Origin of the sequence: Parasphingorhabdus sp., assembly GCF_036964565.1 — a bacterium.
In the GTDB taxonomy this organism is placed as follows: Bacteria; Pseudomonadota; Alphaproteobacteria; order Sphingomonadales; family Sphingomonadaceae; genus Parasphingorhabdus.
The window spans coordinates 53,996-73,613 of the sequence record NZ_JBALTN010000005.1 but is presented as its reverse complement, the minus strand read 5'-3'; the positions used below and the strand labels follow the sequence as shown (position 1 = coordinate 73,613).

Sequence of the window (19,618 nt, the reverse complement as noted above, 5' to 3'; positions counted from 1 at the left end):
CGTCTGCCGATCAGGTGATCGGCAGCTCCGGCAGGAGGGACAATGGCTTTGCGGAAATCCGGTTCGATCCTGGCGCTTGCTGCGATGCTGTCGGCTTGCGGCGGTGGTGGCGGAGACAATTCGGTCGTCAGCCTGCCGCCGGGTGGTGGCACGCCCACCCCCACGCCTACCCCGATCGGCACGACCTGCTCGCTGCAGAGCCGGCAGAACTGGGCGTTCGAGCAGATCAACCAGTTCTACCTGTTCCCCGAGACGCTACCAGCCAGCCTCAGCCCGGCACCCTATGGATCGGTGCAGGCCTATATCGACGCGCTGACCGCGACGGCGAGAAGCCAGGGGCGCGACCGCTTTTTCACCTTCATCACCTCGATCGCCGAGGAGAATGCCTTTCTTGCCTCCGGCGCGACCGCCGGGTTTGGTATCCGCCTGAGCTATGACAGCCCCTCGTCGCGGGTTTTCGTGCTCGATGCATTCGAAGGCGCTCCTGCGCTTGCCGCCGGCATTGACCGGGGGGCGGAAATCCTGGCGATCGGCACCAGTAGCGGCAATCTGCAGACGGTCACCGCGCTGTTTGCCGAGGGCGGAGCTGCCGCAGTCAGCAGCGCGCTCGGTCCCTCGACCGCGGGCACGAGCCGGGTGCTGCGCTTCCGCGACGCTGCCGGCAACCAGACCACGACGACGGTCAGCAAGGCCGACTTTGCCCTCCAGCCCGTCTCGCCGCGCTATGGCGTTCAGATACTCGACAATGGCGGCACCCCGACCGGCTATGTCAATCTGCGAACCTTCATCGACAGCGCCGAACCGCAGCTGCGCGACGCCTTTCTGCAATTCCGCAACGCCGGCATAACCGAGCTGGTCATCGACCTGCGCTACAATGGTGGCGGACTGGTGCGCACCGCCGAATTGTTCGCCGACCTGCTGGGGCGCAACCGCTTTGCCAGCGAGGTGCAGTCGGTCACCCGTTTTCGCCCGAGCCTAGCGGCGAACAACAGCACCCGCAACTTCCAGGCGCAGCCGCAGTCAGTGGCACCGACCCGTATCGCCTTCATCACCACCGCTGCCTCCGCCTCGGCCAGCGAACTGGTGATCAACGCGATGATCCCCTATCTCGATGCCGACATGGCGCTGATCGGCAGCGACAGCTTCGGCAAGCCGGTCGGCCAGATTGGACAGGACCGCGCGGACTGCGACGACCGCATCCGGATCGTTGCCTTTGCCACAGAGAATGCCGCCTGCAACGCCAATTATTTCAACGGACTGGCGAGTTCCCTCGCCAACAGCTGCCAGGCTCCGGATGACATCAGCCTGCCGCTGGGCGACCCCGGAGAGGCATCGACCGCACAGGCGCTCGGCTTTCTGGCGGGCGCGGCCTGCACCCCGATCGGCGGCAGCGCGACAGCCCGCCAGCGCACCGCGATCACCCAGCCCCGCGAACTGCTGATGCCCGCGCAGCCAACGCCGGCGCAGCGCGAGGTTCCGGGCAGCTTTTGACGATCGCACCGAATTTATTTGCGAATTTTCATGGGCTTGATCATTTTTCCACGGGGATGTGCTGTCCGTCACCATCGCGGGAGGCCATTCCCGCCATAATGTCTCCATCAACCAACAAGGAGACAGACCATGACCAAGACCCTGATCACCACCGCCTTCGCTCTTGCCCTTGGCCTTGCCGCCAGTGGCGCACAGGCCCAGAGCCAGACCAATCTGTCCGCCGGAAGCAACCAGCCCCAGGTGGCCTTGCTCCTGCCCGCGGTGCAGTCGGCGCGGGAAGCGGCGCGGCGCTCTTCTTCCGCCCAGCAAGGCAGCATGGACGTGCTGGAAGCAGAGCTGCGCAAATTCTTCCGCTTTACCGAACCGATGGAATAGGCGGGCGGACCCGTTGCGGCAAAGCCGTTTGACAAGCCGGCCCCATCCATGGCTATGATGGGGCCATGGACAGACACGACGCCGCGTTGATGGAAGCCAGCCTCGTGGCGCTGGGCGACCGCTACGAGGGCATGGCCGCCGCGCTGTTCGACCGGTTCATCGCCGACCACCCGCAATATGCCCCCGTGTTCCTCAACCCCGAGGCAGCGCGCGAGCGGATGACCCGGGAGACGCTGGAGGCGATGCTCGGGCTGGCGGCGGGCGAGTGGTGGGTTGATGATGCGGTCACCAATTTCATCGATCTCCATCACAATTACGCCGACTTTTCCGCGGCCGACTATGCCGCATGGTTTGCGCTGGTGATCGCCACCATGGCCGAGCGCGCCGGCGACGACTTGCCGCAAGGCGCCAGCGCCGCATGGCAACGCCAGGCCGACGCGCTGGTCGCCAGGGTCGCGGCCGTGACCCGCAACCACGAGGTGCCGGTGCGGGCATGAACGATGCCCGCACGATCATCGCCGAGCTGGACCTGCAGCCCCATCCCGAGGGCGGCTGGTACCGCGAGACCTGGCGCGCCGCCGCGGCGGAGGGGGAACGGGCCAGCGCCACCGCGATCTATTTCCTGCTCGACGCCGGCCAGCGCTCGCACTGGCACCGGGTCGACGCGACCGAGATCTGGCTCTGGCACGCCGGCAGCCCGCTGCGGCTGCGCACCGCCGCCAGCGACGCCGGCGAGGTCGCCGAAACCCGCCTCGGTCCCGATATCGCCGGCGGCCAGGCGCCGCAGCACCGGATCCCGACCGGCCACTGGCAGGCCGCCGAGGCCGACCGGGGCTGGGCCCTGGTCAGCTGCATCGTCTCGCCCGGCTTCGAATTTGCCGGATTCGAGCTGGCCGCACCGGACTGGAAACCGGGCGGCTGAACGCAGAAGCCGGACCGCTCAGGCCGCTCCGCCACCCCGCCCTTTCAGTTGCCGCATCCGCAGCAGCAGGTAGAGTGCCAGCCCGACCGCGACGCCGGGGATGATGCCGAGCAGCGCGCAGATCCAGCCGTGCCGGATGTCCAGCGTCCTCGCCTCATAGGCGATCCACGCCGCCAATATCACCCAGCAGGCCAGCACGTCGGCCGAATAGCCGCTGGCATAGGGGTTCACAAAGCCGGCGGCGAAGGCACCGGCAATGTCGGGCTCCGCCACCAGCGGCGGCACCACGACCAGCGCGAAGACCAGCAGGAAGATTGCGGCGGCGGCGACAATCGCGCCTTTGAACCAAATTTCATTCGTCATCGAAAGGCTTCTCCCTTGTCATGCATCGCTCAACCGGCGGTGTCCGTCCGCCGGCCAGCGCCGCGCATCAGCAGGCCCAGGACCAGCGCGACCAGCAGCAGCGCCGGGACATCGCCCAGCATGTGACCGATATGCTGCGGTGCCTGCAGCGACTGCACCGCCATGATCCCGGCGTGGACGATGCTCGACCAGATGGTGAACCAGATCAGCGAGCGATGGGCGGCGGGATCCGCGGCGGCGCGGATCAGGAAGACCCCAAGCGTGGCATAGACGCCGACGATCATCATCAGATATTGCGACGCGGCGGGCGGCCCTTCGTGCCAGACCCAGCCCGACGGCCAGACCAGGCCCAGCGGATAGATCAGGCAGAAAATGATTCCGAACAGGAACAACGCAACTTGCAGAAAAGTATAGCGGCCGATCATGGCATGTCTCCCGCGTTGCGACCCGCAAGAAAATATATGCTAGGCCGAAAAAAACGCGATGGCAATTCGCCCGCGAAGTTTACACAAAGGCGCGCTTTTAATTTCTGTGACCTTCCGCCCCCCGGTCCTCCTCGCCCCCGTCGGAAATCAGCCGGTCGAGCCGGGCCAGAGCCCGCAAAAGCGCGCGATTGTCGGGTTTCCTGATGGTGCCGACATAGAGGCCGCTGCGCAGCACCGGGCGGTAGCGATCATATTTGATGCGCTGGAACAGGCCGTCGAGTGTGACCTTTCGCCGCACCGTCCCCGGCGCGCCGAGGATCGCATCCCAGGCGGCGGCAAACTCCTCCGCCCCCGGCTTGCGGCGCAGGCGGTAGGCGCTTTCGCGGCTCATCCCGACCCGGCCGGCGGCGCGCTCGACGCAGCGGGTTTCGGCGAGCCAGCCGAGAAACTCCGCCTGCCGGAGCGGCGTCCAGCCATCCTTGCGGGCGCGCAGCGGCACCGGGCTGAACGAGGGGATGCGGGACATCCTGCGGTCCTGGACCGCGTGGCTGCGGGGATCGGGGCGCGGAGTCGTCATGGCGGGGATTAGGCCACAGACCGGGCTGTGTAGGAAAGCGATTTTTTGTCGGGGGAAGACTCCGGCGGCACGGATCCGCCCCGCTTGCGGGGGAGGTGGCAGCCCGCGGGGCTGACGAAGGGGGGCGGGCGCAGCGTTCAGGCGCGCGCCCCTCCACCACGCTGCGCGCGGTCCCCCTCCCCGTGCCGGGGAGGATTTCAGGGCGCATCATTGGGCAGGTCGATGACATGCGCCGGCTCGGGACTGGCCGGGACATTCGTCATCCTGAACTTGGTTCAGGATCCCTTGAGATTGGGAAGCGCCGCCCGAGGTCCTGAAACGAGTTCAGGATGACGAGTCATTGATGCCGATTGCTTTCTCCCCTCACCTGCGCGACAATTGCGCCGGGAAAAACGGGGAGAGACGGGATGAGCGATCTGGAAGAGCGGCGGCTGACGGTGGTGCGCGAGCATATGGCGCTGGAGATTACCCACGAATGGGACGCGGTGATCGATACGTTCGAACATCCGCGCTACGAGCTCTACGGCAATGGCACGGTGTTCGACGGCGAGGAAGCGGTGCGCGCCTATTTCGCACAGTCGCGCACGCCCTTTCCCGACCAGGCCAATGAAGTGATCGCGATCGGCGCGGCGGGCGAGCATGTGGTGCTGGTCGAATTCTGGCTGACCGGCACCCATCTGGGGCCGCTGACCGTCGGCGGGACGGTGGTCGAGCCGACCGGGAAAGCCTTTCGGGTGCGGATGGCGGCTAGTTTTGAGTTTGCTCCGGGGACGGACCGGATAATTTGCGAGCGGGCTTATTTTAGTGAGGGGTTGATTGCCAAGGAGTTGGGGTTGTGAGGGGGGAAGGCTCGCGGTTGAAGTTGTGCTCTTTTGTTACTTACTGAAAAACGACAGCTTTTTCTTTTTTAAGTTCCTTCTCGTAACTGGTCAACACAACGTTACGCCATTTTCGAACCTCTTCTGGGCTTTTCAGATCACTTTTATAATCAAGTGCAGCCCATTGGCTTGCATTTTTCATTCTCTCAAACAACAATTATACAAATTGCAAATTATGGTTACACTTTGCGAAATAAACAAAAATCAAGCCACCTTCGGCGCAGGTCCTCCCCTGAGCAGGCCTTCCGTGCTCAAATCCTCGTCGATATCGGGCCAATGGATACCATAGCCGCCGCCAGCTATTTTCCAGTGGCTGCGTTGAACTGGCGTTGCGCCGTGCAGACGGGGATACCACGCCAGCGGGACGGAGATTGTTCTGCCATCCATTAGATCGACGATCAGGCTGTCATCGCTGCACCGCACATCAGCGACGCGTTCGTCGGTGATTTTAGCTGAAATATTCATGCCATGCCTCCAAAAGCGCGGTGCGGTTTTCCTCAATCAACTTCAATATGCCATTAATGTCGCGCGGACGGAAGCCGATATTGCGGGCCAGCGACACCGGCCCCAGCCATGCCTTTAGCGAGCAGCTGTCTTTATCCACATGAATATGCGGGGGCTCGTTGGGTTCGTGACTGTAAAAATAGAACCGATAGCCCCTGATCCGTAATATGGTCGGCATGGTTTGCTCCACAGGTTCGACCTTGGTGTCTGCATCTGCCGGAGCTGCTGCGGACACGTCCAATACCCTAATATTACCCGATGCAAAAGCGATCGGCTTTTGATACCCTCCCCGCCACCATCCCGACAGCAGGAGGCCCGCCATGACCACTCCCTCACCAGCCCGCCGCCAGGGCCACTGCCTCTGCGGCGCCATCACCATCACCGCCGCGCAGGCGGCCAGCCATGTCGATGCCTGCCATTGCCGGACCTGCCGGCGCTGGGGTGGCGGGCCGTTTGTCGAGATTGATTGCGGAACCGACGTGGTGATCGGCGGGGCGGAGAAGATGACCGTCTACAGCTCGTCCGAATGGGCGGAGCGGGCCTTCTGTTCGGCTTGCGGCTCGCATCTGTTTTACCGGCTGAAGGACAGCGGCGAGCATATGGTCTGCGCCGGGCTGTTCGACGATGCGACCGACAGGGATGCCGGCCTGCGCCTGAAACGGCAGGTGTTTATCGACGAGAAGCCCGGCTATTACGCCTTTGCCGGGGACAGCGAGACGCTGACCGGGGCGGAGCTGTTCGCGAGGATCGGGGACGCGCCGCCGGAGTGACGGCGGCGGCGTGGTAAAGGCCGGCTTAACCGCGCTGGTGCACCTTGTCTGCATCGCTGGCTGCTATGCAAGATACTGCAATATCTGCAAAATCACGTTGGGAAATCGATCATGGCCGCACAAAGCATAGAATATCTGGCGATGGCGGCGGCGATCGGTGCCGCGCTGGTCCCGGCCGCCGCGGCGGCGGAAACCGCAAGCGCCGACAGCAAGGCGCAGATCCTTCGCCCGATCCAGTTTGCCGTGCTGCTCGAGCTCGACTTCGGCAACATCATCGCCAACAGCAGTGGCGGCAGCGTCGTGCTCGACCCGCTGTCCAGCTCGCGCAATTGCGGGACGCTGGTCTGCACCGGCGCGTTCAGCTGGTCGCGGCTGGCGATCACCGGCAGCGACGCGATGGTCGACATCAGCTATGCGCCGCTCTTCTATCTGACCGGCCCGGGTGCGCCGATCGGGGCGCAGCTGACCTATCCCGGCGGCTCGGGCTCGCAGATCGAGATGACCGGCGGCTCCGCCGAGGTCCAGTTCGGCGCGATCCTGCACGTCAATCCGGACCAGGTGCCGGGCGCCTATAGCGGCCAGTTCGCGGTCGACGTGAACTACCAGTAGGCACCGGCAACAGGCACCGGATTACGCCTTCGGGGCGGTGATGGTCGCCGGACGCTTTCCCTATCTTCCGGGGCCTGCGCCCAAGCGTTCTATTTCAGCGCCAGAATGCAAAGCGGCGGGAACCGCTGGCCGGTCTGTGCATTGATATTGTGCAGGCGCCATTGCCTGCATCCCCCAAGGGCCGGACAACCGGCCAAGCAGAAGGACCATGAAAATGGGCGAACTCGTAGACAAGATCAAAGGCAATGTGAACGAAGCCGTTGGCAAGGCCAAGCAGCAAAGCAACAATCCTGACACCCGCGCCGAAGGCAAGGGCCAGGAAATCAAGGGCAAGGGCCAGCAAGTCAAGGGTGCCGTGAAGGGCGCTCTCGGCGACAAGGTCTAAGCCTCCCCATCCCTGAACCCCCCGGCGCTGCCCACCCCCCCGGTCCCTGGCAGCGCCAAACGGAAAGCCGTCCCTTTATGGGGCGGCTTTTTTTTGGCGGTTGGGGGGCGAAGAAAATCTCCCCGCCAGCGGGGAGGTGGCAGCCGGAACGTCTCTCAGGTCCAGGCGCTGCTTTTCGACGCACCGCCCCTCCACCACGCTGCGCGCGGTTCCCCTCCCCGCGAGCGGGGAGGATGTTCAGGGATTTCTAGGCACAGCCCTCGACATAGCCGAGCACCGGCATCGTGCCGACGTGGATCTGGCTGACGGTGCCGTCGCTGCCGATCTCGAAGCGCAGCGCCGGATCGCCGCTGTCGGCATTGGGCGCGGTCAGATATTTGCCGGGGGCGTCGACATATTTGTGCGGCGTCGCCGGGAACGAGAAATATTGCTTCACCTCGGCCTCGGTGGCGCCGGCGCCGATGCCCTCGACCAGCTTGACCGTGGAGCGCTGGCCGACCGAGATGCGGCGGACCTTGCCGCCCTCGACGATCGCATAGACGCCGTCATAATCGGGCGAGGACAGCACCAGGCAGGCATCGGAGGCTTGCGCGCCGCGCACCGCCCAGCTGCTGCCGTCGGGCACCGGCTGGCCGATGCGCAGGTCGCCGAGCCCTTCGAGGCGCAGCACATTGGGGCCAGGCGTGGCGGTTTCCGGAGCGGGGGCGCTGGCCTTCTGCTCGACCGGCGGCACCGGCAGCGCGTCGGCATCATCGGGCATGGTGTTGGGCGCGGGCTGCGAGTTGCAGGCGGCGAGCAGGGCGAGCGGGGCGAGGAGGAATATCTGTTTCATAGAGCTGTTGACTCCCGTGGGGCGGAAAGGTTGCGGGGATGCACGAGGGTTGCAGACGATTGGCAGACTCCCGACTATTTCTTCCAGCCGTGCGTGAGCAGCTTTACCGTCACCCGGCCGCTGGCAACATGGGTACCGTCGGCGTCGTGCATCGGAAATTCGGCGATATAGGTGGCGCTGCCCTTGCGATCGAGATCGGCCAGCAGCCCGGCCATGGTTTCCTCGTCCAACCGATATTCGGCGGTGACGTCGCTGGCGGCGGACTTGTGGAAGTCGACGTAAATATCCTTCAGGATCGGGAAATGCCGCTTCACGTCGAGCAGCGAAATGCCGGGCAGCGCGGCGACCGCCTCGGCGAGCACGGTATAGGCGCCCATATAGAGCACGCCGACATGATTTTCATTGCCCGCCAAGGGCATCAGCAGATGGGCATGGCCGCGGCCCTGTTCCAGGGTCCTGAGGCCGGTGCGCTCGACGAATTCGACGCGATATTTCGGTTCTGCGGCGGTTTGCGCTTCGGTCATGCTGGTCCTCCTCCATCGGGTCGTTTGGCGGACATGGTTTCCGCCTTCGGTCAGCATAGGCCCTGGCCCGAATTTGAACAGCCTGTCATATCTGATAGAGCGGTTGCTGACGGCTGTTCAGGATATGGCCGGTCGGTCCGCCGCTGGCGGTCGATCAGACCGCGATCGGGCGCTCTCATCGCGAGCAGCCCGGCCGGATCGGCAAGGGCAAAGCCATCGGCAAGCGGTTTGGCATCGCGATCGAAGGCCAGCTCCAGTAATGCCGCAGAACGGCGAGATGTTGTTGACCAATTGTTGACCAGTTTCTGGCATATTGGCACCATGCCTACGGAAATACTCGCGCTGATCGACAAGCCCCTGCTGCTCATCGCCCTGCTGGCGGTGGGCGCGGTGCTGGGGATCGCGGTCGAACGGCTGGTCGAGGGGCAGAAGCGCGCCGAGCGACGCGCCTATTGGCAGGGGCGCAACACGGGCAAGCGGGGCGGCCGCTTTGGCGGCGGCGGCGGCACCGCCGGGTCGGCGGACCCGTGCGCGATCGCCACCAGCCAGCTGGCCTGCGTGATGGAGGCGACGTTCCGGGCGCGACCGCTGCTCAACGGGCCGGAGGCAAAATTGTTCAAGGCGCTCGACGCGGCGGTGATCGCGCGCAACCCCGGCTGGCAGGTGATGGCGCAGGTCTCGCTCGGCGAGTTTCTCGCCAGTCCCGACAAGCAGGCCTTTTTGAGCGTCAATTCCAAGCGCGTCGACTTTGCGCTGATGGACCCCGACGCCCGCGTGGCGCACGCGATCGAATATCAGGGGGCGGGCCATCACCAGGGCACGGCCGCCGCCCGCGACGCGGTCAAGAAGGAAGCGCTGCGCCGGGCCGGGATTGGCTATCATGAGGTGGTGGCGGGGCACACGACGGCGGGGGAGCTCAGGCGGCTGGTGGAGAAGCTGGTACCGGGGAGCTGAGGCGTTGCTCTTTGGGGGGGAGTTGTACCACCCGCCCGAATATTGTCAGTCCGATATCCGCTCCAGCTGCAGTTGCGACGGATGCTCATCGCCGTCGCCGTCGCGGTAGGTTTCGCTGCGCGTCATGCGCCCCGGACCGGTGAGCGCAAACCTGAGGGCGGACTGATGCTGTTCCTGCGCGGGGTCGAGATCGGTGGCGTCGCGAAAGGCGAAGCGGATCGCCCCGTCGCTGTCCGGCGCCAGCGCCAGGCGCGGCTGGTTGCCCTGCGGGCAATAATGGGTCGCCAGCAAGGCCTCGCCGTCGCGGTGATAGAGGGTCAGCGAATGGGGCTGGCCGTTGCCGGTCCATTCCTCGACCAGCACCGATCCGCGCGCGGTCGGATAGAAGCGGATGCGCAGGGCGCTCTCCGGCTTGCCCAGCGGCTGCCACACGCCGGCCAGCGCCTTGAGCCGCTCGAAGGCGGTTTCGGGACTGGGGGACGCCGGCGCATCGACCGCATCGGCGGGATAGTCGCGCACTTCCTCCGGCTGCATCGAGCATTGGCCGAGCGCTTCGAAATAAGTCCGGCTGGCGTCGCTGTCTCCGGCGAGCGCAAGCTGCAGCTGCCGCTCCGCCGCGTCGGCAGCATCGCGATAGGCGGGATGGTCCAGCTGGGTCGTGCGGAAAAATTCCACCGCCTGCATCGCATAGGGCAAGCGCAGCGCTTCGGGAAAGGCATCCATCGCCGCGCCAGGGAATGCGCCATCGTCGACTGCATCCGCGTGGAGCATCCAGCGGCCGTTGCAGCGCGAGACCTCGCGGACGTTATAGACCATCGGTGCCTCCGCCTCCCCCTCGACAAACGCTGCCGCTGCGATCTGCGGATCGAATGCCGCGGCATTCTGCGCCGTCGCGGCCGCGGGCGAAAGCGCGGTCAAGGCTGCGATCCAGAAGTTGGTTCCGGTCAGCATTGCCTCAATTCTCCCCCAGTCCGGCATCATCCGTTGGGCCGCTTGCCGCCGAGCAGAACTGCCAGGCCCGCACACAAGAAAATGGTCGCCAATGCGCCATATATCGTGACGGCCTGTGCTTCGTAGACCAACCCTTCGGCAGGATCAAAATAGCGACCCAATTCATTATACGGCAGGCCTCGGCGCTGCAAAAAGAGAATGCCCGTTGGAACTGCGGCGATCAGCAGGAACATGCCGGTCAATCGCCGCAGCATCACGTCACTCCGCCGGTTCTTCCACCTCGTCCGCCGGCAGATAGAGCCGGTCGCCCATGTCCTTATATTTCTCGCTCATCTCGCGCATCCCCTCTTCCGCCGCCGCCTTGCTCGCCGCGGCGGTCTCCGCGCCCAGTTTTTCCGACGCGATAAAGCCCTCGGCGCTCTGGTTCTGTTTGCTGGCGAAGTCTCGGACCTCCTGTGAGATCTTCATCGAGCAGAATTTCGGGCCGCACATCGAGCAGAAATGCGCGGTCTTGGCGCCCTCGGCGGGGAGGGTCTGGTCGTGATATTCTTCCGCCGTTTCCGGGTCGAGCGACAGGTTGAACTGGTCGCGCCAGCGGAATTCGAAGCGGGCTTTTGACAGCGCGTCGTCGCGGACCTGCGCGGCCGGGTGGCCCTTGGCGAGGTCGGCGGCGTGGGCGGCGAGCTTGTAGGTGATCACGCCGACCTTGACGTCGTCGCGGTCGGGCAGGCCGAGATGTTCCTTGGGCGTGACATAGCAGAGCATGGCGGTGCCGTACCAGCCGATCTGGGCGGCGCCGATGCCGCTGGTGATATGGTCATAGCCGGGCGCGATGTCGGTGGTTAGGGGGCCGAGCGTGTAGAAGGGCGCCTCGCCGCAGACTTCGAGCTGCTTTTCCATATTCTCCTTGATCTTGTGCATCGGCACGTGGCCGGGGCCCTCGATCATCACCTGCACATCCGACTTCCAGGCGCGGTGGGTGAGTTCGCCGAGCGTGTAGAGCTCGGAGAACTGCGCTTCGTCATTGGCGTCGGCGATCGAGCCGGGGCGCAGGCCGTCGCCAAGGCTGTAGGCGATGTCATAGACCTTCATGATCTCGGTGATGTCGTCGAAATGCTCGTAGAGGAAGCTCTCCTTGTGGTGCGCGAGGCACCATTTCGCCATGATCGAGCCGCCGCGGGAGACGATGCCGGTGACGCGCTTGGCCGCCATTGGCACATAGGGAAGCCGGACGCCGGCGTGGATGGTGAAATAGTCGACGCCCTGCTCGGCCTGCTCGATCAGGGTATCGCGGAAGATTTCCCAGGTCAGGTCCTCGGCGACGCCGCCGACCTTTTCCAGCGCCTGATAGATCGGCACGGTGCCGATCGGGACGGGGCTGTTGCGGATGATCCATTCGCGGGTGTCGTGGATATTGCGGCCGGTGGAGAGATCCATAACGGTGTCGGCGCCCCAGCGGATCGACCAGACCATCTTGTCGACCTCGTTGGCGACGTCGGAGGCGACGGCGCTGTTGCCGATATTGGCGTTGACCTTGACCAGGAAGTTGCGGCCGATCGCCATCGGCTCGGATTCCGGATGGTTGATATTGTTGGGGATGATCGCCCTGCCCCGTGCGATTTCGTCGCGGACGAATTCGGGCGTGACATAGTCGGGGATCGAAGCGCCGAAGCTTTCACCGTCGCGCTTATATTCCCTGAGCCGCTCGCGCCCGAGATTTTCGCGCTCGGCAACATATTCCATTTCCGGGGTGATGATGCCCTGGCGCGCGTAGTGCATCTGGGACACGTTGGCGCCGGGCTTGGCGCGCAGCACCTTGCGGCGGACATTGGGGAAAGGCGCGACGCCGCCGGAGCGGTCGGGGCCGAGCTGGCCATTATCTTCCGGTTTGACTTCGCGCTGGATCACTTCCTCGACATCGCCGCGCGCCCGGATCCAGGGGCTGCGCAGCTCGTTGAGCCCGGTCTTGATATCGATCAGCGCCTCGGGATCGGTATAGGGGCCGCTGGTGTCATAGACGCGGACCGGCGCTTCGCCGCCTTCCAGATGGATTTCGCGCATCGCGACGCGGATGCCGGAGCCGCTGTGCGCCGCGACATGGACCTTTTTGGAACCGCGGATCGCTCCGGTGGTGACGCCAATTTCGGTTTTTGCGGGGAGGTCGGCCATGTGTCGTTCCTTTGTCATTCGCGGAACGAGGGCGGGCTTGTGTCTAACGCCGCTCCCTCCCTCCGCCCGTGTGATCGGGATCAGGTTCAGCGGGTCGCAGGGCGTTACACCTGCCTCTCAGTCAAACGACTCCCCGGGGATGGCCGGATGGTAAAGGCTCGGCGGGGCGATGTCATCCCAATTCTCGTCGCGGGTCCGTTGGCATAGTTTAATCAGGTGATTAAATATTTGGTATCCCGGATCATGATCTGCTATCTTGCCGTAAAAGCCCGGCGAGGCGCAACATGGAGCGGATGATGAGGGAATCGAACAAGCCACAGCTGGATGTAATCGTGGTCGGGGCGGGCTTTGCCGGCCTCTATCTGCTGCACAAGTTCCGCCAGATGGGCCTGTCCGCCCGCGCCTTTGAGGCCGGCAACGATGTCGGCGGCACCTGGTACTGGAACCGCTATCCGGGCGCACGCTGCGATATCGAGAGCATCGACTATTCGTTCAGCTTCGATCCCTATCTCGAGCAGGAATGGGAGTGGACCGAGAAATATGCGACCCAGCCGGAAATCCTGCGCTACGCGCAGCATGTCGCCGAGCGATTTGATCTGCGACGGGATATCAGCTTCGGAACGCGCGTCGATCAGGCGGTCTGGGACGAGGATCGCACCTGCTGGACCGTGACCACCGACCAGGGCGAAACGGTCAACGGCCGCTTCTTCATCATGGCCACCGGCTGCCTGTCGCAACCCAAGGATATCGATATCCCCGGGGTGGAGACCTACACCGGAGAGATATACCGCACCCACAGCTGGCCGCACGAGGGCGTCGATTTTTCCGGCAAGACGGTTGGCATCATCGGCACCGGGTCGTCCGGCATCCAGTCGATCCCGCTGATCGCCGAGCAGGCCGAGCACACGACCGTGTTCCAGCGGACCGCCAATTATTCGATCCCCGCCGGCAACGGCCCGATTGCGCCGGAAAAGCTGGCGGTGAAGCAGCGCTATCAGGACTATCGCGAGGAGGCGCGCTGGACCAGCGTCGGCGTGCCGGGCAAGAAGGCGATGGATTTTGCGCTGACCGTGTCGGAGGAAGAGCGGCAGCAGCGCTACGAGGACCTGTGGAACACCGGCGCGATCCCGCACCTGGGCTCCGAATTTGCCGACCTTTTGCTCGACGAGAAAGCCAATGACACGCTGGCGGAATTTGTCCGGCGCAAGATCCGCAGCGTGATCGAGGATTCCAATGTTGCGGACATATTGACCCCGACCGAATTTCCGATCTGCACCAAGCGCGCCTGCCTCGACACCAACTATTACCAGACCTTCAACAAGCAGAATGTCGATATCGTCGATATCAAGGCCGACCCCATCACCTCGATCACCGCCACCGGACTCGCGACAAGGGACCGGGAATTCGCCTTCGACGCGATCGTCTTTGCCACCGGCTTCGATGCGATGACCGGGGCGCTGCTGGCGGTCGATATCCGCGGTTGCAGCGGCCAGAGTCTGAAGGAGAAATGGGCACACGGACCGCTCAACTATCTCGGGCTGACCGTCTCCGGCTTTCCCAATTTCTTCATGATCACCGGCCCGGGCAGCCCGTCGGTATTGTCCAACATGATCCTGTCGATCGAGCAGCATGTCGAGTGGATCGCCGATTGCCTGGACCATATGGACCGCGAGAACCTGACCCGGATCGAAGCGACCGTAACCGCGGAAACCGGCTGGGTCGACTATGGCACGGCGACCAGCGACATGACGCTCTTTCCGCAGGCCAAGTCCTGGTACATGGGTGCCAATGTGCCCGGCAAGCCGCGGGTGTGCCTGCCCTATGTGGGCGGCGTCGACGCCTATCGGCGAGCGTGCAACGATGTGGCGGCGCAGGACTATCTGGGGTTCCGGCTTGCCGGTGCGGGCGGGGCGCGCTGCAACGACGGGCTGGTGCGGCGGCAGCAACCGGACGTTGTCGCGCTTCTGGAGATGCTGGCGGAGATGGAACTGCCGCCGTTCGAAGCCATGTCCGCCGAAGAGGCGCGCGCGATGTCGGTGGCGATGAACGCGGGCAACCCGCCGGGGCCTGAGGTCGGCGAAGTGGTCGACGGCAGCTATCCGGGAGCGGACGGGCCGGTTGAATATCGCCTGTACCGGCCGGACAGTCCGGGGCCGCATCCGGTGACGGTCTATTTTCACGGTGGCGGCTGGGTGCTGGGCGACCACATGTCCGACGACGCGCTGTGCCGCGACCTGTGCGCGAACAGCGGCAGCATCATCCTGTCCGCCAATTATCGCCATGCGCCGGAAGCGCCCTTCCCTGCTGCCGTCGACGATGCTTTTGCAGCTTTGATATGGGCGGCGGAACATGCTGAGACGCTTGGCGGGATCACCGGCGAGCTGGCGGTCTGCGGCTGGAGCGCAGGCGCCAATCTTGCCGCTGTGGTCTGCCAGCTGGCGCGCGACGCCGGTGGCCCGGAAATTCGCGGCCAGGTGCTGATCACGCCGGTGGTCGATGGCGGCGACGACCGCCCGTCGATGACCGACAATGCCGAGGGCTTCGTGCTGACCCGGGCATTGATGGACTGGTTCTGGGACCATTATGCCGATCCGGCGCAGCGGGACGACCCCCGGGCATCGCCGCTGCTGGCCGGGGATCTGTCGGGACTGCCGCCGGCGCTGGTCATTACGGCCGAATTCGATCCGCTGCGCGACCAGGGGAAAGCCTATGCCGAGGCGCTGGTCGCGGCGGGGACCGACGCGCGCCATATCAATTATCCGGGACAGATCCACACGTCCTTCGCCGCCGTCGGCGCCATTCGGACCGCAAACGGGGCGCGGCAAGAGCTGGCGTCGGCGCTGCGCGCCTGTTTCCGGGTGATGGAGCCGGCCTGAGCCGGATCAGCCCATCTGCAGCCGCACCAGCGCCGCAAACAGGGTGGCGAGGCCGAGCGCGATGGAAAAGCCGGCCCAGACGCGATTGCCGTTGCCCATCAGCTTGCCAGCGAAGGCGAGGAACCGGTCGCCCATCGCCAGAATCAGCGCGCCCTCCACGAATATCCAGGCGCCGAGCACGGTGATCAGGATCGACAGCGGGTCTGCCGGGTTCCAGGGGTTGACGAGATAGATGGTCGCGCCGATCGCGAGGGTGACAAATCCGGCCAGAAACTGCAGCGCGCTGCTCTCGCGAAACTCCTGGACCATCCGGGCCCAGAAACCGGGTCGGCGCAGTTCGCCAATCCCGGCGGCGACAGCGTACAGCCCTATGAAGAAGGTAATCCAGCCGGTGATATTGCCTGCATTGCCCATGACATGCCTCCTGCGCCAGCGGGCACACCGGTCAGGCAGTCGCCCGCTTCCTGACACGATTGTAGGTTGCGCGTCGAAGCGGGTCCAGCGGAGATTTTCGCACCCCCGTCCGGCGCGGACAGGAACAGAGCGCTAGAAGGTGTAGCCGATGCCGATCGCGCCGAACCACTGGTCGGCGCTGCCGCGAATCGAGGTGACCGGGGACCGCTTGGGGTCACCCAGCATCCGCGAATAGCCACCGAGGAAGATCAGGCCGAAGCCGCCGTTGGTGATGTCGCCGTCGAGATCGACGCCGGTCAGCAGGGTGGCGCCGACATTTTTCCAGCCGCCACCGGCAGCGAAGGTCGGCAGGCCGCTTGCCGCGGTTCCGGCCGGCGAGACGCTGAAATAATAGTCGGCATAGTCGTCGTCGACATGCTCGGCGTTGACCGACAGGCTGACCGCGACGCCGCGGCTGAGCGGCGTGAAATAGGTCAGGCTGGGGAAGACCACCATCCCGTCATGGGCGCCGGCGACATCCCAGCGGACATCGACCTGCGCGGTGAGCGAGTCATAGGGGTTGAGCAGGCGGTTGACCTGCACGCCGGCAAAGGGGCCGACCTCTACCGCGAAGTCGAGCTTGCCGAGTGAGCGCACGACCGGGTCCTTGATCGAATTGTGCCGGTCAAAGCGAGCGCGCACCACCGGGCCGAAAATGAAATCGACCTTTGCGTCCTGCCGGTCGGGAATGACATCAAAGGCGATCCCCGGACCACGTGGCTGGAAATCGACGCCGCCGAAACTGCCCAGCACCACCGGCAGCGGCGAGACAACATAATCGTCCGACCCTTCGTAGCTGGGGCCATAGGCGACACCGACACCCGCAGTCAGATAGTCGCCGTCGAACACCGACCGTTCGGTCGGGCCTGGTTCGGGCTGTGCCAGCGATGGCGAAGACATGGCGAGACCCAGCGTCACGACGGCGGCCTGGCAAAGAATTTTCGGATTTTTCAAGACGGTTCCCCATTTTCGGTGTTCAGCAGTGAAACGCCCGGAACGCGGATCGGTTCCGTTTCGTTGCCCGACCCGGGCCGGTGCGGCATGATCGGTTTCGGCGAAGCGCTCCCCGGCCGCATCGACATGCCAGAAGCACAGCGGTTTCGCTGGTTACAGAATATATTTCATGTGCACCGTATATTGCTCGTCATCGGCTCCAACGGTGAATTGCGCGGCCTTGAATTTCGGCGGACCCATGCCGATTTTCGGGTTGCGGGAAAAGCCGAAGCCTTCGCGCGGCAGGAACAGCCTGAGGTCCATCTTGCCATTGGCATTTTCGTCATGAACCAGCGCCACCGCATAGGTGCCCGGCTTGACCCCGGGGATCTCGATCGAGCCGGCGCGGGTTGCCGATATCTTGAGCTTGCGGGCCTTTGCGTCCTTGGTGCAGTCGGGGAAATATTGCGGGCTGGCGCTCAGGCAGACCAGCACATTGCCTTTTTCGGAACGCAGGCCGGTTATCGCGAGATCGATCGACGCGGCGACGGCCGGCGCGACCGGTTCGGGGGCTTCAGCCGCCGACGCGCTTGCCCCGAGGAGGAGCAGCGAAACGGCTCCCAGTGTCGGCAAGCCCGATGTCCGTGCCGCAGACCCTGTCCCAAAAGCGAAAATATAACCCATAATTTCCCCTGTACGATTCGTGGTGCTTCTCGTGATGGGTCGCTGTTATCAGCCCCTTGCCCAATTTTCCGTGAACGAGCCACCGCGGAAACATTTCCCACCCCATATGGTTGGAGACGCCCATAACGGTCATCACCAGCAATACCAGCCCCAAAACGCCGACATGAATCGGTATCGCGATGACCAGTGCCGGAATGACGACGGCGCCGCTGATCGCCTCCAGCGGATGAAAGCTCATCGCCGCCCAGGCGGTCGGCGGACGGCTGTCATGGTGAACCGCGTGGGCAAGCCGGAACCATCGCGGCTGATGCAGCAGACGGTGGGTCCAGTAGAACCATGTATCATGCAGGAAAAGATAGAGGAAAAGCGACAGCGGCAGATACCACAATGGGTACAGGTCCGGGTCGGTATAGATCCGGGTCCAGCCGGCATTCTGCCACCCCCAGGCGACGATGCCGGCGGGCACGCCGTAGATCGCGGCGGACAGCAGCGACCAGCGGATTTCCCGGCGGATCTGTGGCTGCAACGGATCATATTGGCCGGGGCGCACCCGTCTGGTCAGCCAGGCGAAGAAGCCGCTGCTGAGCAGATAGCGACCGCCGACGATCGCGGTCATCGCGAGCGCGGAGAGCAGGATGGCGGGAACATAGTCCATCGCCGACGAATATGGTGCGCAAGGCCCGGGAGCAAGGGGTAATGCAGGAAGTGGCTACAGCCCTTCAGACAGGCTTTCCCCTGCCCCGTGCATCGGCTAAGGCGGGGTGATGCCGAAGTCGCCCCTTTCCTCCAACACATACGATCTGGCTATCGCCGGCGGCGGGCTCGCCGGCGGCCTGGTGGCGCTGGCACTGGCCAAGATCCGGCCCGATCTCGACATTGCGCTGATCGAGGCCGAAGACCATTTTGGCGGCAACCATATCTGGTCCTTCTTCGAAAGCGATATCGAGCCGGAGCATCGCTGGCTAGTCGACCCGCTGATCTCGCGTCAGTGGGACAGCTATGACGTCCATTTTCCGCAATATAGCCGCAGCCTGAAAAACGGCTATTTCTCCATCGAATCGGGCAATCTCGATCGCGAATTGAGAAAGCGGCTGCCGCGGGCAGCGGTAAAAACCGGGCAGACGGTCCGGACGGTCGAAAAGGGGCTGGTGACCTGCGCCGACGGTTCGGAATTTGCCGCGCGGGCGGTCCTCGACGTGCGCGGCAGTGGCGACATCTCGGCGCTGGACACGGGCTGGCAGAAATTCTGCGGCCAGATGCTGCAACTGAAAGCGCCGCACGGGATCGAGCGGCCGGTGATCATGGACGCGACCGTGGAGCAGATCGACGGCTACCGGTTCATCTACTGCCTGCCGTTCAGCGATACCCAGATCTTTGTCGAGGACACCTATTACGCCGACACCGCCGCGCTCGACAGCGCCGCATCGCGTCGCCGGATCGCGGATTATGCCGCGGAACAGGGCTGGCAGCTGGAACGGGTGCTGAGCGAGGAAAAGGGCCAGCTTCCGGTCATCTACGGCGGCGACTTCGAGGCATTCTGGGCAGCGAACCGCGGCGTGGATGCGCGGGCCGGCGCGCGCGCGGCGCTGATCCAGCCGATCACCAGCTATTCGCTGCCGATGGCGGTGAAGACCGCCATGCTGATCGCCGAAATGCCGGAGCTGAGCCAGGACAAGCTCGACAAGATGCTGCGCGATCTCGCCAGGAAGCACTGGAAGAACGGAAAATTCTACCGGATGCTGTGTGCGTTCCTGTTCCTCGGTGCAGAACCCGACCAGCGCTACAAGACGCTGCAGCATACCTATACCAAGGACGAGCAGCTGCTGGCCCGTTTCTATGCTGGCAAGTCCACCCGGCTCGACCAGGCCAATCTGCTGACCGGAAAGCCGCCCATACCCATTTCCCGCGCCATCCCTTTGTTATTGAAATATAGATGAGAAACC

At 64.3% G+C, this 19,618-nt stretch carries 25 protein-coding genes and 1 riboswitch; of the genes, 11 read left to right on the top strand and 14 right to left on the bottom strand.

Going from position 1 to position 19,618, the window contains the following annotated elements; all coding sequences use genetic code 11:
- The first annotated feature begins 42 nt into the window (after nt 1-42).
- The 4 genes from V7650_RS08245 to V7650_RS08230 all read left to right on the top strand — a co-directional run bounded on the left by V7650_RS08245 (nt 43) and on the right by V7650_RS08230 (nt 2,788).
- Nucleotides 43-1,491 carry a S41 family peptidase gene (locus V7650_RS08245; protein ID WP_335655753.1) on the top strand — a complete coding sequence of 483 codons (1,449 nt, stop codon included), beginning with the start codon at nt 43-45 and terminating at the stop codon, nt 1,489-1,491.
- A 129-nt stretch (nt 1,492-1,620) separates the two neighbouring features.
- Nucleotides 1,621-1,866 carry a hypothetical protein gene (locus V7650_RS08240; RefSeq protein WP_335655752.1) on the top strand — a complete coding sequence of 82 codons (246 nt, stop codon included), beginning with the start codon at nt 1,621-1,623 and terminating at the stop codon, nt 1,864-1,866.
- Between the two features lie 65 nt (nt 1,867-1,931).
- Nucleotides 1,932-2,363 (top strand): hypothetical protein, encoded by a 432-nt coding sequence (locus V7650_RS08235; RefSeq protein ID WP_335655751.1) that lies wholly within the window; start codon nt 1,932-1,934, stop codon nt 2,361-2,363.
- A complete protein-coding gene (locus tag V7650_RS08230) occupies nt 2,360-2,788 on the top strand; it encodes a cupin domain-containing protein (protein WP_335655750.1) in 429 nt (142 codons plus the stop codon). Before V7650_RS08235 ends, V7650_RS08230 begins: the two co-directional genes overlap by 4 nt.
- Nucleotides 2,789-2,806: 18 nt before the next feature.
- Here V7650_RS08230 and V7650_RS08225 read toward each other — a convergent pair whose 3' ends face one another.
- The 3 genes from V7650_RS08225 to V7650_RS08215 form a co-directional block, all read right to left on the bottom strand.
- Nucleotides 2,807-3,151, bottom strand: a complete 345-nt coding sequence (locus V7650_RS08225) for a DUF2834 domain-containing protein (protein WP_335655749.1) — start codon at nt 3,149-3,151, stop codon at nt 2,807-2,809.
- 29 nt (nt 3,152-3,180) lie between these two features.
- Nucleotides 3,181-3,576, bottom strand: a complete 396-nt coding sequence (locus tag V7650_RS08220; protein ID WP_335655748.1) for a DUF6632 domain-containing protein — start codon at nt 3,574-3,576, stop codon at nt 3,181-3,183.
- Between the two features lie 97 nt (nt 3,577-3,673).
- Nucleotides 3,674-4,102, bottom strand: coding sequence for a hypothetical protein (locus tag V7650_RS08215; protein ID WP_335655747.1), 429 nt, complete (start codon nt 4,100-4,102; stop codon nt 3,674-3,676).
- 458 nt (nt 4,103-4,560) lie between these two features.
- Here V7650_RS08215 and V7650_RS08210 point away from each other — a divergent pair, with 458 nt between their 5' ends.
- The gene (locus tag V7650_RS08210; protein WP_335655746.1) at nt 4,561-4,992 is read left to right on the top strand and encodes an ester cyclase; all 432 of its coding nucleotides are present in this window, start codon (nt 4,561-4,563) and stop codon (nt 4,990-4,992) included.
- A 243-nt stretch (nt 4,993-5,235) separates the two neighbouring features.
- Here the strand turns inward: V7650_RS08210 and V7650_RS08205 are convergent, their stop codons facing one another.
- Together V7650_RS08205 and V7650_RS08200 are read right to left on the bottom strand one after the other, a co-directional pair.
- A complete protein-coding gene (locus V7650_RS08205; protein ID WP_335655745.1) occupies nt 5,236-5,496 on the bottom strand; it encodes a DUF2442 domain-containing protein in 261 nt (86 codons plus the stop codon).
- The gene (locus tag V7650_RS08200; protein WP_335655744.1) at nt 5,480-5,857 is read right to left on the bottom strand and encodes a DUF4160 domain-containing protein; all 378 of its coding nucleotides are present in this window, start codon (nt 5,855-5,857) and stop codon (nt 5,480-5,482) included. The genes V7650_RS08205 and V7650_RS08200 overlap by 17 nt, the downstream gene beginning before the upstream one ends.
- Here V7650_RS08200 and V7650_RS08195 point away from each other — a divergent pair.
- The 3 genes from V7650_RS08195 (at nt 5,856) to V7650_RS08185 (ending at nt 7,299) form a co-directional block, all read left to right on the top strand.
- Nucleotides 5,856-6,305 (top strand): GFA family protein, encoded by a 450-nt coding sequence (locus V7650_RS08195; protein WP_335655743.1) that lies wholly within the window; start codon nt 5,856-5,858, stop codon nt 6,303-6,305. The two genes, V7650_RS08200 and V7650_RS08195, sit on opposite strands and share 2 nt — an antisense overlap.
- 111 nt (nt 6,306-6,416) lie before the next feature.
- Nucleotides 6,417-6,914: a DUF4402 domain-containing protein gene (locus V7650_RS08190; RefSeq protein ID WP_335655742.1), complete on the top strand. Its 498-nt coding sequence runs from the start codon at nt 6,417-6,419 to the stop codon at nt 6,912-6,914.
- Between the two features lie 214 nt (nt 6,915-7,128).
- Nucleotides 7,129-7,299: a CsbD family protein gene (locus V7650_RS08185; RefSeq protein ID WP_335655741.1), complete on the top strand. Its 171-nt coding sequence runs from the start codon at nt 7,129-7,131 to the stop codon at nt 7,297-7,299.
- Nucleotides 7,300-7,546: 247 nt separating this feature from the next.
- On the opposite strand, the gene V7650_RS08180 is transcribed toward V7650_RS08185, so the two are convergent.
- Together V7650_RS08180 and V7650_RS08175 are read right to left on the bottom strand one after the other, a co-directional pair.
- A complete protein-coding gene (locus V7650_RS08180) occupies nt 7,547-8,131 on the bottom strand; it encodes a hypothetical protein (RefSeq protein ID WP_335655740.1) in 585 nt (194 codons plus the stop codon).
- 74 nt (nt 8,132-8,205) lie between these two features.
- On the bottom strand, nt 8,206-8,655 hold the full coding sequence (locus tag V7650_RS08175; RefSeq protein WP_335655739.1) for a PaaI family thioesterase: 450 nt from the start codon (nt 8,653-8,655) through the stop codon (nt 8,206-8,208).
- A gap of 321 nt (nt 8,656-8,976) precedes the next feature.
- On the opposite strand from V7650_RS08175, the gene V7650_RS08170 reads away from it, so the two are divergent.
- A complete protein-coding gene (locus tag V7650_RS08170; RefSeq protein WP_335655738.1) occupies nt 8,977-9,609 on the top strand; it encodes a DUF2726 domain-containing protein in 633 nt (210 codons plus the stop codon).
- A gap of 45 nt (nt 9,610-9,654) precedes the next feature.
- Here the strand turns inward: V7650_RS08170 and V7650_RS08165 are convergent, their stop codons facing one another.
- Genes V7650_RS08165 through thiC form a run of 3 tightly spaced genes read right to left on the bottom strand, consistent with a single transcriptional unit; the run spans nt 9,655 to nt 12,729 of the window.
- On the bottom strand, nt 9,655-10,560 hold the full coding sequence (locus V7650_RS08165) for a hypothetical protein (protein WP_335655737.1): 906 nt from the start codon (nt 10,558-10,560) through the stop codon (nt 9,655-9,657).
- 26 nt (nt 10,561-10,586) lie between these two features.
- Complete coding sequence (locus V7650_RS08160; RefSeq protein WP_335655736.1) at nt 10,587-10,814, bottom strand: hypothetical protein; 228 nt, start codon at nt 10,812-10,814, stop codon at nt 10,587-10,589.
- Nucleotides 10,815-10,818: 4 nt separating this feature from the next.
- Nucleotides 10,819-12,729 (bottom strand): phosphomethylpyrimidine synthase ThiC, encoded by a 1,911-nt coding sequence (thiC, locus tag V7650_RS08155; protein WP_335655735.1) that lies wholly within the window; start codon nt 12,727-12,729, stop codon nt 10,819-10,821.
- A gap of 40 nt (nt 12,730-12,769) precedes the next feature.
- Nucleotides 12,770-12,875, bottom strand: a riboswitch (TPP riboswitch).
- A 147-nt stretch (nt 12,876-13,022) separates the two neighbouring features.
- On the opposite strand from thiC, the gene V7650_RS08150 reads away from it, so the two are divergent.
- Nucleotides 13,023-15,605 (top strand): flavin-containing monooxygenase, encoded by a 2,583-nt coding sequence (locus V7650_RS08150; protein WP_335655734.1) that lies wholly within the window; start codon nt 13,023-13,025, stop codon nt 15,603-15,605.
- A 6-nt stretch (nt 15,606-15,611) separates the two neighbouring features.
- Here the strand turns inward: V7650_RS08150 and V7650_RS08145 are convergent, their stop codons facing one another.
- The 4 genes from V7650_RS08145 to V7650_RS08130 all read right to left on the bottom strand — a co-directional run bounded on the left by V7650_RS08145 (nt 15,612) and on the right by V7650_RS08130 (nt 18,330).
- Nucleotides 15,612-16,019 (bottom strand): hypothetical protein, encoded by a 408-nt coding sequence (locus tag V7650_RS08145; RefSeq protein WP_335655733.1) that lies wholly within the window; start codon nt 16,017-16,019, stop codon nt 15,612-15,614.
- Nucleotides 16,020-16,151: 132 nt separating this feature from the next.
- The gene (locus V7650_RS08140; RefSeq protein WP_335655732.1) at nt 16,152-17,012 is read right to left on the bottom strand and encodes a MipA/OmpV family protein; all 861 of its coding nucleotides are present in this window, start codon (nt 17,010-17,012) and stop codon (nt 16,152-16,154) included.
- A 153-nt stretch (nt 17,013-17,165) separates the two neighbouring features.
- On the bottom strand, nt 17,166-17,624 hold the full coding sequence (locus V7650_RS08135) for a DUF2141 domain-containing protein (protein ID WP_335655731.1): 459 nt from the start codon (nt 17,622-17,624) through the stop codon (nt 17,166-17,168).
- The gene (locus V7650_RS08130) at nt 17,566-18,330 is read right to left on the bottom strand and encodes a sterol desaturase family protein (RefSeq protein ID WP_335655730.1); all 765 of its coding nucleotides are present in this window, start codon (nt 18,328-18,330) and stop codon (nt 17,566-17,568) included. The genes V7650_RS08135 and V7650_RS08130 overlap by 59 nt, the downstream gene beginning before the upstream one ends.
- A 109-nt stretch (nt 18,331-18,439) precedes the next feature.
- On the opposite strand from V7650_RS08130, the gene crtY reads away from it, so the two are divergent.
- Nucleotides 18,440-19,612, top strand: coding sequence for a lycopene beta-cyclase CrtY (gene crtY, locus V7650_RS08125; protein ID WP_335655729.1), 1,173 nt, complete (start codon nt 18,440-18,442; stop codon nt 19,610-19,612).
- The last annotated feature ends 6 nt before the right edge of the window (nt 19,613-19,618 follow it).